This is a genomic window from Pseudomonas sp. FP2309, assembly GCF_030687575.1.
Classification (GTDB): domain Bacteria; phylum Pseudomonadota; class Gammaproteobacteria; order Pseudomonadales; family Pseudomonadaceae; genus Aquipseudomonas.
In genome coordinates, this window is record NZ_CP117439.1 from 3,599,735 (window position 1) to 3,612,914 (window position 13,180).

15 protein-coding genes are annotated in these 13,180 nt (G+C 57.5%); 4 read left to right on the forward strand and 11 right to left on the reverse strand.

Going from position 1 to position 13,180, the window contains the following annotated elements:
• Window positions 1-8: 8 nt before the first annotated feature.
• From PSH59_RS16390 to PSH59_RS16425, 8 genes are all read right to left on the reverse strand, one after another.
• On the reverse strand, window positions 9-941 hold the full coding sequence (locus PSH59_RS16390) for a pyridoxamine 5'-phosphate oxidase family protein (RefSeq protein WP_305393206.1): 933 nt from the start codon (window positions 939-941) through the stop codon (window positions 9-11).
• Window positions 942-1,020: 79 nt separating this feature from the next.
• On the reverse strand, window positions 1,021-1,905 hold the full coding sequence (locus tag PSH59_RS16395; protein ID WP_305393207.1) for a LysR substrate-binding domain-containing protein: 885 nt from the start codon (window positions 1,903-1,905) through the stop codon (window positions 1,021-1,023).
• Window positions 1,905-2,816, reverse strand: coding sequence for a LysR family transcriptional regulator (locus tag PSH59_RS16400; RefSeq protein ID WP_305393208.1), 912 nt, complete (start codon window positions 2,814-2,816; stop codon window positions 1,905-1,907). Before PSH59_RS16400 ends, PSH59_RS16395 begins: the two co-directional genes overlap by 1 nt.
• 63 nt (window positions 2,817-2,879) lie before the next feature.
• Entirely contained in the window at window positions 2,880-3,512 is a 633-nt protein-coding gene (locus tag PSH59_RS16405) for a glutathione S-transferase family protein (RefSeq protein ID WP_305393209.1), read from the reverse strand.
• Window positions 3,513-3,812: 300 nt separating this feature from the next.
• On the reverse strand, window positions 3,813-5,063 hold the full coding sequence (locus PSH59_RS16410) for an ATP-grasp domain-containing protein (protein WP_248079759.1): 1,251 nt from the start codon (window positions 5,061-5,063) through the stop codon (window positions 3,813-3,815).
• Window positions 5,060-5,941, reverse strand: coding sequence for a DMT family transporter (locus tag PSH59_RS16415; protein ID WP_305395306.1), 882 nt, complete (start codon window positions 5,939-5,941; stop codon window positions 5,060-5,062). The genes PSH59_RS16410 and PSH59_RS16415 overlap by 4 nt, the downstream gene beginning before the upstream one ends.
• A 55-nt stretch (window positions 5,942-5,996) precedes the next feature.
• Window positions 5,997-6,560 carry a phosphoribosyltransferase family protein gene (locus PSH59_RS16420; protein ID WP_305393210.1) on the reverse strand — a complete coding sequence of 188 codons (564 nt, stop codon included), beginning with the start codon at window positions 6,558-6,560 and terminating at the stop codon, window positions 5,997-5,999.
• Window positions 6,538-7,509: a cysteine synthase family protein gene (locus PSH59_RS16425; protein ID WP_305393211.1), complete on the reverse strand. Its 972-nt coding sequence runs from the start codon at window positions 7,507-7,509 to the stop codon at window positions 6,538-6,540. Before PSH59_RS16425 ends, PSH59_RS16420 begins: the two co-directional genes overlap by 23 nt.
• Before the next feature lie 597 nt (window positions 7,510-8,106).
• Here PSH59_RS16425 and PSH59_RS16430 point away from each other — a divergent pair.
• Both PSH59_RS16430 and PSH59_RS16435 read left to right on the forward strand, forming a co-directional pair.
• Window positions 8,107-9,312, forward strand: coding sequence for a DUF1835 domain-containing protein (locus tag PSH59_RS16430; protein ID WP_305393212.1), 1,206 nt, complete (start codon window positions 8,107-8,109; stop codon window positions 9,310-9,312).
• Between the two features lie 32 nt (window positions 9,313-9,344).
• Window positions 9,345-9,539, forward strand: a complete 195-nt coding sequence (locus PSH59_RS16435) for a hypothetical protein (RefSeq protein ID WP_305393213.1) — start codon at window positions 9,345-9,347, stop codon at window positions 9,537-9,539.
• Between the two features lie 159 nt (window positions 9,540-9,698).
• On the opposite strand, the gene PSH59_RS16440 is transcribed toward PSH59_RS16435, so the two are convergent.
• A complete protein-coding gene (locus PSH59_RS16440) occupies window positions 9,699-10,187 on the reverse strand; it encodes a type VI secretion system tube protein Hcp (RefSeq protein WP_305393214.1) in 489 nt (162 codons plus the stop codon).
• A 185-nt stretch (window positions 10,188-10,372) separates the two neighbouring features.
• Between PSH59_RS16440 and PSH59_RS16445 the strand changes: the two genes are divergently transcribed.
• On the forward strand, window positions 10,373-11,287 hold the full coding sequence (locus PSH59_RS16445; protein ID WP_305393215.1) for an NAD synthetase: 915 nt from the start codon (window positions 10,373-10,375) through the stop codon (window positions 11,285-11,287).
• Window positions 11,284-11,832 (forward strand): hypothetical protein, encoded by a 549-nt coding sequence (locus tag PSH59_RS16450; RefSeq protein ID WP_305393216.1) that lies wholly within the window; start codon window positions 11,284-11,286, stop codon window positions 11,830-11,832. The genes PSH59_RS16445 and PSH59_RS16450 overlap by 4 nt, the downstream gene beginning before the upstream one ends.
• 158 nt (window positions 11,833-11,990) lie before the next feature.
• Here the strand turns inward: PSH59_RS16450 and PSH59_RS16455 are convergent, their stop codons facing one another.
• Together PSH59_RS16455 and PSH59_RS16460 are read right to left on the reverse strand one after the other, a co-directional pair.
• On the reverse strand, window positions 11,991-12,764 hold the full coding sequence (locus tag PSH59_RS16455; protein ID WP_248082129.1) for an OmpA family protein: 774 nt from the start codon (window positions 12,762-12,764) through the stop codon (window positions 11,991-11,993).
• A gap of 10 nt (window positions 12,765-12,774) precedes the next feature.
• Window positions 12,775-13,164 (reverse strand): DUF4398 domain-containing protein, encoded by a 390-nt coding sequence (locus PSH59_RS16460; RefSeq protein WP_305393217.1) that lies wholly within the window; start codon window positions 13,162-13,164, stop codon window positions 12,775-12,777.
• Between the last annotated feature and the right edge of the window lie 16 nt (window positions 13,165-13,180).

Consider the following 13,180-nt stretch of genomic DNA (forward strand, 5'->3'; position numbering starts at 1 on the left):
CAGCCGTGCTACCAACGCCCCGTCGCCAGACTGAACGGCGAAAACTCAGCAAACTGCCAGCGCAATGCCAAGGCGGCCGGGCGCCGCACCACGTGCTCAACGGTTACCGTCCACAACCGCTGCGCGCCCTCGAACGCAGCCACGTCAGGGCCGTCAGGGATCAACGCGGTGCGCCCGGCGATTTGCAGTACGTCGCCCGATGCAAAGTCGATAAACAACAACCCCGCCACCGGGTTGGTCGCCAGGTTGCCGAGGGTGTTGAAGAACAGGTTGCCGGCGAAATCCGGAATGGTCAGCACGTCTGCGTCCACGCGCACGAAGCCGCTGTTGCCGCCGCGATGGGACACGTCCACCGAGCGTTCGCCCTCGACGTCAACGTAGCTGGCGACGAAGAAGGTGTCGGCGTGGCGGATCAGCGCTTGGTCGGCAGCGTCCAGGCCGTTGGAATGCTCGGCCTCGGTGCCGGGTTTACGTGCGATGCCCTCCACGGGGCGCAGTTGGATGTACTTGGGACAGTTGCCGAAGGTGTGCACCACGTCCACCGAAAACCCCGCGTGATCCAGGGCGCCGACACGGCCGTTCATGCGGTTGCGGCGGCGGGTGCTGAGGTCGATACCCAGCACGCCCACTGCGGCACCGGGGTGCAGCGCGGCGCGGGCGGGGTCGGCGCTGGAGGGCAGGCTGTCGACCAGCAAACGATGTGGGTCGGGCGAATGGGCAAACCCCGGCGCGCCTTCCACCAACGTCGCCCATGGGATGCCTTGAGCGTCAACCACGCCCAGCAACAAGTAGGGCAGCAAGGGATAAAAGTCGCGGTGCTGCTCGGGAAGATGATCACGAATCACTTTGGGCCCGATCACGGCCATGCGCTCGGCAACGCCGGCACTGTGCTGCATCTGCCGTTCGCCGGCGTGCCAGGGGGACTGTTCGACAGGGTTCATAAGGGCCACCTCCTATGGGATGGTTCGATGCTGCGCCCTCGCATCAAACGAGAGAATAGCCACGCCAGGCAATCCACTGTTACGCCAGCTGAAATGCCGGATGGGCGCGCAACGCGGTCACGCAGTGCTCGACAAAACTGCGCACGCGCATCGGCGCATGACGGCCCTCGCCGTACACCACGTGCACGGGCAGCGGCGGTCCTTCATAGCCCGCCAGGATCCGGCGCAATTGCCCACTGCGCAGGGGTTCATGCACGGGGTAACTCAGGCCACGCATCACGCCCGCGCCGTGCACGGCGGCATTGATCGCGCCTTGCACCGTGGCGCAGCCCAACCGGGCGCGGGCTTTGAGTGAATAGCCCGGAAATTCCCAAAACACCGACTCGGCAGCGGCGACCAGTGCGTGCCGTTTCAGCTCGCTCGGGTGCCGCGGCTCGCCATGGGCGGCGAGGTAATCGGGGCTGGCGCACACCACCTGTCGTACGTGCCCGATGGGCCGTGCGATGAGCGCCGAGTCGGGCAGGCCACCCACCAGGATCGCCACGTCCAGGCCCTCTTCATGCAGGTTCGGGTAGTAATCGTGATAAGACGCGTGCAGGCGCACCTCGGGGTAGCGCTCCAGATAGCCGGCCAACACAGGCGCCATCACATAGCGACTGAACAGCAACGGCAGGAACACCCGCAGGTTGCCTTGGGCCTGCACGTGCAAACCCTTGGCCGAGGCCTCGGCGGCATCCACCGCCGCCAGCAACCGTACGCAGTCGGCCAGGTAAGCGTTGCCGGCATCGGTGAGGCTTACCCCGCGGGTGCTGCGTTGCAGTAACGGCAGGTGCAGGCGCGCTTCCAGACGGGCCACCGCGCGCACCAGGGTTGGGCCGGAGACACGCGCACTGCGCGCCGCCGCGGCCAGGCTCGGTTGCGCGGCCAGCGCCGCGAACAACTGCATATCGCGATAACGCTCCATCAGCCGCGCCGTTGGAGCGCGGCGTCCTGGCCCAGGCGCTGGCTGAGAAATTCCACGAAGGTGCTGATCTTGGCCGGGATGCGATGGCTTTTCTGGTACAGCACCTGGATCGGCAGCGGCGCCGGCTCGAACGCCTCCAGCACGATTTCCAACTCACCCGCCGCCACCGCCGCGGCCACTTGATACGACAGTACCCGCGTCATGCCCCACCCCAGGCGCGCCAGGTTGATTGCGGCGTTGTTCGCCGACACCACCAGGCGCGGTTGGATAGGCACCTTCAGCTGTTGGTCGCCCTGGGAAAACACCCACTCGCTCACCGATTGGCCGGCAGACGACGGCGTGACGATGCGCGCCTCGCGCAACTGCCCAGGGTGCTCCGGCCGACCATACTGGTCGAGGAAGGCAGGCGCTGCGCACACCACGCGGCGCACCTCCCCCACGTGTGTCGCCTGCTGCCCCGGCTCGTGCAGATGGCCGATGCGCACAGCCACGTCGACTCCCTCATCGACCATGCTCACCACGCGATCGACCAGCAGCGCGTTGAGGTTGACCTGAGGGAAGCGGTTCAGATACTCGCCCAGCACCGGCGCCACATACAGTTCGCCAAACAGCACCGGCGCGGTCACCGTCAGATGGCCACAGGGGATCGAATAACTGCCCGCCGCCGCTTCCTCGGCTTCGTCCAGCTCGGCGAGGATGCGCCGGCAATCTTCCAGGTAACGCTGGCCGGCCTCGGTCAGGTGCAGGCTGCGGGTGGTGCGCGCCAGCAACTGCGTGCCGATGCGCTGCTCCATCGCGGCGATGGCCCGGGTCACACTCGGTGGCGAGGTGTTCAGGCGGCGCGCCGCGGCGGCAAAGCCTTCCTCCTCGGCTACCGCCATGAACACCTGCATTTCGTGAAACCGGTCCATCGCGACTCCTGTTGACTCAATGAGCACCCCTGTGGCGAGCGAGCTTGCCACAGGGCGTTCGCATCATGGGGTTTGCAAGCCGATCACCGTGCGCGGCATGCCGACAAAACCCGGCAGCGCCTCAATACTGGAGAGCCAGGCGCGTACCTGAGGGTAGTCGGCCAGCGACACATTGCCTTCCGGCGCGTGGGCCACGTAGGTGTAGAACGCGACATCGGCGATGCTCGGCTGCTCGCCGGCCAGGTAGCAGGTCTCGCTCAGTTGCTGCTCCACCAGCGCGAGCAAGGCATGGGCACGCTCAATGGCGGACGCAGCATCCACATCCGCACCGAACACCGTGACCAACCGCGCAGTGGCGGGCCCGGCATGCAGTTGGCCGGCGGCGGCCGAGAGCCAGCGCTGCACGCGCGCCTGGCCCAGCGGGTCGCTCGGCAGCCATTGGCCGTTGCCGTATTTCGTGGCGAGGTAAACCAGGATCGCGTTGGAGTCCGCCACCACATTGCCGTTGTCATCAATCGCCGGCACCTGGCCAAAACTGTTGACGGTGGCGGTGAACTCGGCGGATTTATGGGCGCCCTGCTTGAGGTCCACCAGGACAAATTCCATGGGCAGGCCCAACAGGGAAAGCATCAACTCGGCCCGATGGGAATGCCCGGACAGGGGAAAACCATACAGTTTGATCGCAGACTGGGACATGAACGGCTCCAAAAGTGAGGTATCGACGCCAGGCATGTTCCACCGCAGCCCTGAAGGATGGAATCACCAGGATTTACAATCCAGTATTTCACCTGACGAAATAATACTTTATCCGGCTGGTCCCAAAGGTTGCCGCTTGATACGGGCCTGACACGTCCTTGAACTCCAGCTCAATGCGCCCGTGATTACTCACCCAGTGCCGCTCAAGCTAGCGGTGCGGGCGTTCGACCATGCGGCGACAAAAACCAAGCGATACAGGCGGGTGGAATTTTGGGGTGTGCGACCTGGCTTGAAGGCGTGCTAACCGACAGTCAAATACCCTCCTTCGGCTTCAAGTGTGCGAATCCTAAGGTAATCCGCTGCGATCACTTTCGGGTCGGTATGAACCAGGTACACAGTACCCGGTTGACTGAACACATCTTGCGTTACTCCCAAGGACTGGCCATTTTCGACGTAGAAAACCACGTCGAAGAAAGACTCAAGCTTGAGCAGCTCTTGCAAAAACAGATCCTTATAAAAACAGCCATGTGAACGGTTGATCAGGCATACATTGTAGGTATGTTGCAGCAGTCGATAGTCGACATCCCTAGCCAATAACTGGGAAAAAAATTCAGGCTCAACGATGGATAAGGCCACGGCTTCAATCTGCCCAAGCCCGGTGGTTTGCCTGGATACGCTGGGGCGCAGAATGCCATCGGTTCGTGCCGCAATTTCTACCAGTTTCGGCCCCTCTGCAGTGAGCATGACTTCTGCATGACTGGGTCCGTTGCGAATACCCAGGCACCGCAGAACGGACCGGGTGTAATCCACCAGTACCGGGTAAACCGCCGAATCAGAGCCGATCAGCTCATCAATGTCATACAGGATGCCTCCCTCTTTTGTACGCTGCTTCTGGTATCTCACCACTTCCGTAACGAGCGATTGGCCGTTGAGTGAAACCATGTTCACCACATATTCCACCCCCGCCAGGTACTCCTGAATCAGCACCTGCGTATTCGGCAGGTTTAATTTGTTTGTGGTGCCCAGCAGCTTACCCACGGCAACTTCGCACGCTTTCCTGTCCACGCAGACGAACACTCCATCGGCACCTGCGCTCGCCAGCGGTTTGATCACGACGGGAAAGCGTCCGTGTTCCCTGATCCAGGTATCGGCCAAAGCCCAACTGGCTGCGGCGAATTGCCGAGCTGCGGACAACTGTGCCTGGGCAACACACTGGATCATGTCGTACTTGTTGCGACGGGCCTCGGTCTTGTCGAAGTCATTGTGATAGGGCAGTTGCAGTCGTTCATTGAGCAGGTCCGCCAGGGGTACACCGGTTTCGGCGCCCGCAATGATGAAGTACGGCTGGAAGCACTCGACACTCACCACAGTGCTCGCTAAATCGCCACTTACGAGGATCCGTTCATAAACCGAATAATCAAAACCCTTGTAATAGTAACTGTCCAAAGCCTGCGATGACGCCACATGCATAAGCACGCAGCCCTTTTCACTCAAGCGCTTCGCTACAAATTTCCCAGAAGAGAAACCGTCAACCACGACCACGTTGATCATGTTGCCTCCTTCCTGATTGCATACATCGCCCGACCCGACAGCAAACACACAATGATGCCGACCGCCAGCATACTGGCCATGGAGAATTCAACTCTGGTGTCCAGGTATTGGAGTAACAGCACAAATACAGGCAGGGTCAGCAACACCAGGGACACATGGATAGGCGTCAAGTAGTAAATGGTTTTCTGAATCAGGTAGATCGGCAGCAAATGTCCGATGACCACCAATATCATCATCGGCAGAATCAACTCGCGGTCGAGCGAAAAACTCCCTACGCCAACAGGTATTGCGATAACGCAGACACCGATCATCGCAACGCTCCTGACAGCCAGAATTTCGTAGACCGTCCACTGACGTGCGAACATTTCCTTGGAGAAAACCGTGTACATGACCGTACCCAACGCGCAAACCAAAACGCTGGCAATGCCCAGCAGCCGCTCCTCCACGGTGGTCGCAACGACGCCACTGTCGCCGGTAAAGGAATTGAACAACATGATGGCTACCGACGTGAGCACCAGGCAGGACACCAGCGTATCGGCTAAAGCGACCTTGGCGCCGCGTTTACTCAGCAGCGAAATAACTAACGTAAGTGCGGGTCCGCAGGCGACCGAGGCGACGCCGACCACGGCAGGCTCTAAATAACGCAGGGCATAAAACAGCCCCCCCCAGTTGAGTAAAACCGCCACATTGACGATTAACACGAATTTCCAACAGGACTTCAGCCTCGCCACCAGAGCGTGTGCATCGCGACACAGTGCATACACGATAAAGAACACCGCAGACGTTACAAAGCAGTAAAAAACAACCAGTAAGGTATTGATCGACTGTGTGACGTAAGCAACGTACACATCGAAGGCTGCGCTGAGCAAGCAGAACACCAAGCCAATTATTACGCCTATTCTAAGCATACATACTCAACCGAAAATTATCACACTACGAAATAACACTCACACCTTCTTCCCTAACCATTATCTTCATAAGTGTTTTTACTTCAACACCTGTGTGACTCTTAACGTTTTTAAATCCATTGCTCTCTACCTTCTCGACTGCACAAATAACATCCACCAACTCGCCGCCTGCGCCACTTACGGCTCTAGCCAGCGCAATAATCGTACCGCCAGTACTCAGTGTGTCATCAATAATAGTGACTCGATCTCCGACATCCACCCCATTAAGGTACACAACGCCATCAAAGTACTCAGACTGTATATTGACTACCTGCTCATTAATATCACTCAGGCTATACGAATACCATCTAGCCATTGCCAGCGGGATACCTGTCAACAACGAGACTGTCGTAGCAAGCGCAGCGCCTTTGTCTTCTTCAGTGACTATTTTTGAAACACTCAAATCCATACACTTAATTATTTCATGCGCAACCTCCATTAGGACCTCCGGCCTTAATGCTGGAATCTGATCAGTGAACTCGTTCACCGTAGTCCACGCCTTACCGGAATTTACAACCTTGGCATTTTTATAAATATCTTCGAGCAGCATCACTCACCTCACTGTATTCTGGATAAACACCATTCCAGCGACTCGCGTACTTCCATGAGCCATCAAAAAACAAAGTGACAATATTTTTTTTATTGACGTTTTTTACAACCTCATCACAGGCCAACAGATTCGCTCCACAGGTCGGACCAATTGGAATTTTTTCTTCATCAATAAAGCGTTTCATTCGATCCCAAGCCTCAGCACCATCAATCAGCCTCACTTCATCAACCAATTCAGCGCTCGTATTAGCCGACAACACGCCGGCACCTAGCCCCATCAAGTTATGAGGACGGTGCTCAAAAGCCATGTGATTTCGCGCTGCAAACAATGGAGCAGAATTATTGACTTCAAGACCAACTGTTATAATCTCGCTGTAGGCGTGCTTCAGGACCTCAGCAATACCGGAAAAAGTCCCACCCGTACCTATCGAGCAGATGAAATAATCGGGCACTATATCAAGCATCTTCAAGCTTCTTATTATTTCCTCACCACAGGATGTCCAACCCTGCTTATTTAATAAGTTACTGGACTGATCCAGAAAATAATTTTCTTTATCTGCGCACTCTGCCACATAACGCTTAGCTGTTAGTACAGCGCCCGATAAAAAATCGTCTTTTGATGTCTCAACTATTTCAGCCCCATAAGAACGTATCTGTACCGTGCGCTCCTCAGTCATACCTTCCGGCATAAAAATTTTAACTTTATAGCCTTTCATTTTTCCGATCCAAGCAAGCGCCGCCCCACCATTCCCCGTAGAGCAATCTATCAACGTCATGCCAGGCCTAATAACACCTGCTTCTTCCAACCGGTTAACAATATTCAGGTACGTCCTGTCTTTATGACTTCCTGTAGGGTTTAAAAATTCACATTTAGAGAAAACTCTATTCTCATTCACCGAGAGTGTTTTCAACTCCAAAAGTGGCGTACTGCCAATATCTGAAAGCTTCACTCTGAAGGTCCTCCGCCGCATGTACAATACCTTGACGCTAACACATCCCCCTTACAAAAAATAACTAACCGAACGGATAGGTAGTACCAAATCGCAATACGAATACTCGATTTTTCCGTAAGAAAAAACCCACAAAAATTAATCCACACAGAGAAACACAGTTGAGAACTTTCCTACGACACACACCCCTCATATTGTTTAAATCCCACCGTTCGTCTCTCGCAGCCGCTAATTATCAGCAATCGGATTTAAGCGCAGAGGTGGAGAGAACGAACTGCTTAAGGTTTCAGTGCATGAGCATGTTTATTACTAATTCCGACAGCCCTCCCCAGCGCAAGCAGAAACACACTTTTGCCCGAGCCGGATGACCCGGTGATGGACACATGATCGGCACGGGTTCCGATCAGGACCACGTCTGGCGTCAATGAATGACTCGGTTTTACGGCTTGCAATCAACTACCCCGCTGCTTATATTTCGTGCCTGGCGCCTTCTACGCCACCTTCCGCGGAAAGGGCTGCGCCCAGGACTTTTGACTGAACATCACATTTCTACGACTCCCAACCTGAAAGCGGAAAAGGTTTGTGCAAGGAGCTCGTATGTCGCCACGCCCTTTATCCTCCACCACCGACGGCCGTCTCAACCTTGAGCAGCAGCGCAAGCGCGCCAAGGAACTGTTGCGGCGCCTCAAAGCCCAAGAACCCAATGCCACGCTGGCCCTGGCCCAGTGGCAGGTTGCCAGGCACTTGGGTTTCAGCAGTTGGCCCAAACTCAAGGCCCATGTCGACGCCCTCGACTTCGCGGCACGCCACCCCGATTTCGAGGCCTGCGACGAGGCGCGCACCACTCACTGGCGCTGCGGCAATGACATCGCCCATCGCCTGCAAGTGGCGGGGTTCAAGGGCCAGTTCCGCATGCTCAGCGACCCGCTGTGCATGGGCCCGGTGCGTGACCTGCCAGGCCAGGCCTTTCGCGCGATGCGCAGCGCGTTCATCAGCCAGACGTTCGGCCTGGACCCAAGCGATGCCGCGCGCCGCGTCGACGATGAATACAGCCACCTTGAGACCCTGGCCAACGCCGAACACAGCGTGTTGTGGTGCGAGGCCGACGCCTATGACCAACTGTTCCTGATCCGCGCCTTGGCCGGTCTTGAGCAGGCGCCGCCAAAGCTGGAATTGATCGAGGTGGACCGCATCCCCGGTGTCGAACGTTTTATCGGCATTGGCCAACTGGCGCCGGACGTATTGGCGTGGTTATGGCCGCAACGGCGCTTGATCAATGACGAGGCGGTGCACTTGGCCAAACAGGCCTGGGCGGCGTATTGCGACAGTACACCGGGCGCCTTGGCGCAACTGGCCCACGCCCCGCACCCCGCCCTGCCCTTGCTGGCGCCGGCGCTGTTGCGACAGTTGCAGGAGTTGCCGGGCATTCACGATGGCCTGTCGCTCACCGAACGCCTGGCCCTGAGGTGCATTGCCGAAACCGGGCCCGTCGCCTTTGGCCAGGTCTTCGCCGAGTTGATGGCCAAGCACGACCCGCTGCCCTTTCTGGGGGACATGATGTTTCATGCGCTGATGCGCCCGTTGATCGATGCACGACAGCCGTTGCTGCAGGAAACCCGGCAGGACCAGGACTGGCCTCGCCGCGAGTTGACGCTCACGCCCTTGGGGCATCAGGTGCTGGACGCCAACGCTTATTGGCTGGACCACGCCGACCAGGTGCGATGGGTGGGCGGGGTCTGCCTGAACCCGCGCCAGCCCCACTGGGCGTTAAGCGACGACACCCAACCGGTGTGGCGCGGCTGAGCTTCAACGCTTGGACGACAGCGACACCGCGCATGTCAGCTACCGCCGCGCGCTCGACCAAGCAACGCACCAGCCTCGTTACCGCACCGGCTCATACGCCGGGCAGGTTCAAGAATTCACGCGTCGGCAACGAAGAGATCGTCAAACACGCGAAAAAAGGCGATGAACTGACGTTTTCCATAGCGGGGGCAGGTTATGAAAAACAGGACGAAAAGGCGGCAGGCTAACCTGTCGATATCGCTGGTAGCGGTAAATATATCGCGCCACATACCCACGATTTGACAGCCCTGTGAACCTCGGTCGAGTGGCTCGTGCCGCTCGGCCAGGCTCACTCAAGCGAGCGCCCGTGTCCGTGAAGCAGCACGGTGTATACGCTCAAATGACACTCAGTTTTTGACGTTCTGCCGGATATTCCAGCCAAACTTCACCGCCCCACCGTCCTTGGCGCCGTCGGCCTTCTGCGGCTGATAACTGACGTCGACGCTGGCGAAGTTCAGGGCGATGCTGTCGTACAACAGGTCGTCGGCTGTTTCAGCGCGGGTGCTGTAGGACACCACCATGACTTCCTTCAAGGTGATCACCAAATACTCCACCGTGCTGGCCCCGCCGGCCTTGCGCACCACCAGCTTGGCTTCGGGATAATGCTTGCCGGTGGCGCAGGCCATCATCAGGTTGGGGCTGGATTTATCCAGGGGTTTGGTCAGGTTCAGGTTGGCAAAGTCAGCCTTGCCCGAACCGCCACCTGTGCCGCCATGCATCGAGCCCGTTTGCGACAATCCCCAGCCCCAGTTGCTGATGTCGATCTCGTCACGATGAGCCTGGTCCCGTGATTCACCCTTGATGTCACCCAGTTTCAAAAACATATCGACGGCCATGTTGAGTCCTTGTCCTGTTGTACGTCGGGATTGACGTGGGCGCACTGTTGCGGAGCCCGGCGTGTGCTCACAAGACGCTAATGCGAGATCGGGAAGCGTCCGTATTGATAAGACGAAACGTCCTACATTAATTTGCATCACGACGTCGATACCTTCTCGACTCCCACCGACCCAGGAGTTAAGGAATGAAAGTCGCCCTGTTCAAGGATGGATTCCCCTCAGCCCATCGCACCACACGCCAACGCATCGAAAGCAGCATCGACCTGCAGCGGTTGTTCTTGGCCATAGACGCCGACCCGGCGTTGATCGGCGCGGGGGTGGTGTATATCGACGGGGATTTCAACGTGGTGGTACTGCGTGAGTTTCAGGCGATATGCAGTGTGCGACCGATCAAGGTCGTACTGCGCGAGGCACCCAGGTACGTGGGGCCCGTCGAGTTCAAGCGGATGCTGGAGCATGAACCTAGGGAGTCGAGGTTGATGGGGGAGGCGTTGAATACGGCCGTGACGTGCGCGGGAGCGACACTGAGTTGGCTGGCAATTGGCAGTGGGGTCGCGCTGATGCCTGTTTCCGCAGGAGCCAGTGCCGTGATTACGTTCATCGGCAAAGCGGCGCTATTGGCAAGCGCTTCGCAATGCTTTATCGGATTGGGTCGCACAGGCGCTGAAGCATTCGCGCCTCAGACTCTTGACCGCTTGGATAATGACGTCTGGTACCACGCCGTGACCGTAGCGCTGGATGCGGTTGCTTTGCTCGGTGTCGGCACTTCCGCCATGACCACAATAAAAGCCATTAACACCACAACCAAAGTCACCGGAAAATCACTTAGTCAAGTATTAAAAGGCCTTTCTCGGCAAGAGCGGGTACAGCTAAATAAAGAATTGCTCACCCTCCAAAACCCTCACTTAACGCCGAAACTTCTAAAGCTTAAACAAGCATCAGGAGAGTTTCCGAAGAGGATTAGCAGCACAACAATGCGACATGCCACCACTTACCATATTAGAGAGGTATGGGCTGCCACAACCGGCTTCACGAGTAGTGCTATGAGTGGAAACATCAACAGCCTGGCTATCGGCATTTATGAGGAATTGAAAGGATGAATGGGCGAACAAAATTACATCGTGTCGAAAAACTCAAAACACATGGTCCATGCAGCGACTTTGAGACAAGAGGCGCCGATTCCCGTTTCTCCCACTATTTTTACCTTGAAGATCCAAGAACGTTCAGGAGACGCTACGGACTGGTGATCGGGGCCGAACTGGTTACCGGTTGCCTCACTATTGCGATGACCTCCGTCTTGCTGTTGACGACTTACTTCTCCAATCTCGCAGAACACCAGGCTGCAAAAATGTTCTTCTTTGGCTGTCTCGTCATAGGACTGGTGTTTTTCTTTGCAAAGATCGAGGTCATTTGCGGGCGAGTAAAGCTTGTTTGGATAAATGCTGGAATTTATTTGATTTGCTTGCTGATATCTCTAACCACGATTGCTTACCGTCCACCGACTACGCTGTATTTCATAGCCCTCCTCAGCCCCCTTGTCGGTCTGCTGATCCTCAACAGCCACCGCTGCCGCGAATTGCGACAAAAATCCCACGAGCTGCGGCTTAAACGTCAAGCCATCACCGCGATGCTGAAACGACGTTGAAACCGGCGGGGTGAGTCGGGCATCAAGGTCGCGCGCCTATGGAGCACAACCTTGATGCGCACGCGGCGTGTGAAAGGCGTTACAGAGCCCTGTCAATCATCAGACGCAATGACCATCACTGATCACAGATCATTGCCAACCACGCTGACGCCGGTCGCTTAACGACGCGCGCTGACCGCCGAACTGTCGTTGGACACGATCACTTCCACACGGCGATTCAACTGCCGCGAGTGCGAACTGCGGTTGTCGGCTACCGGGAATTGTTTGCCGTAGCCGCGCACGGTGACACGCTCAGCCCCCACGCCGAAACGCTCCAGTCCTCGTGCCACCGCGTAGGCACGGCGCTCCGACAGGCTCTGATTGAAGGCATCACTGCCGGTGCTGTCGGTGAACCCTTCCACGCGAACCTGACGCTCGGGGTTTTTCAACAGAAATTGCGCCAGTTCCTGAAAGTCGCGCTGACTGCCCGGCTTCAAATCAGCTTTGCCGGTATCGAACAGCACGTCACCAAAGGTGATGACCTGGCCGCGCTCGGACGGTTTGGCCTTCATCGCCTGCAACGCTTTGAGCTGCGCGGTGCGCACGTCAAGCTGCACCTGGGTGCGGTCGACTGCGACGTTATCGAGCTGGGCATCGGTTTGCCGACCGATGATGATCTGCTCGGCCAGCGCGATTTTCTGCGATGCCAGGTAGGCCAACTGGTTGACCTGCGGATCGGTGCGGCTGTTCAGCGACAGTTGGTTGGCACGGTCCAGAGCGTTGGAGGCCATGCGGGTTTCAACCGCCGCCAGGGTGTTGGACTCAGGCTTTTGTTGCAGCTCGGAGAACTGGCTGCGCGCTTGCAGCAGTTGCGCGTTTTCCGGCGGGGTGGCACAGCCGGCCAGCGCCAGGCCCAGGGCCGACAGAGCGGGAATGAAAAAAATGGCACGCATGGCAAGGTCCTTAGTGGGTGGTCGCGGGGGCGTTGAGCATTTCTTGCTTGAGCACCTGGATGCCCTCGCGCGCCTGCTTCAAGACCTGTTGCTTACGCGCCGCCTTGGCCTTGACTTCGGCCAGGTTGGCGTCGACTTCGATCTGCTCGGCCAAGGCATTGACCTGGACGTAGTTCTTCTCGCCGATGGCTTGCTCCATGCGCGCCAATTTGTCCTGAGCCGTTTTCATTTCCAGCGGTGCGAATTGCGTGGCTTGTGCCGACAGCGCACGGTCCACCGAATCACGGGCCAGGGAGATTTTTTCCGCAGGCGGCATTGCGGCGCAGCCTGCCAATGCGCCGGCGACAAGCACGGCAAAAGCCGAGCGGCGCAGGTGTTTACTCACACTGGTCATCTTCATGTTTTGACTCCTAAGC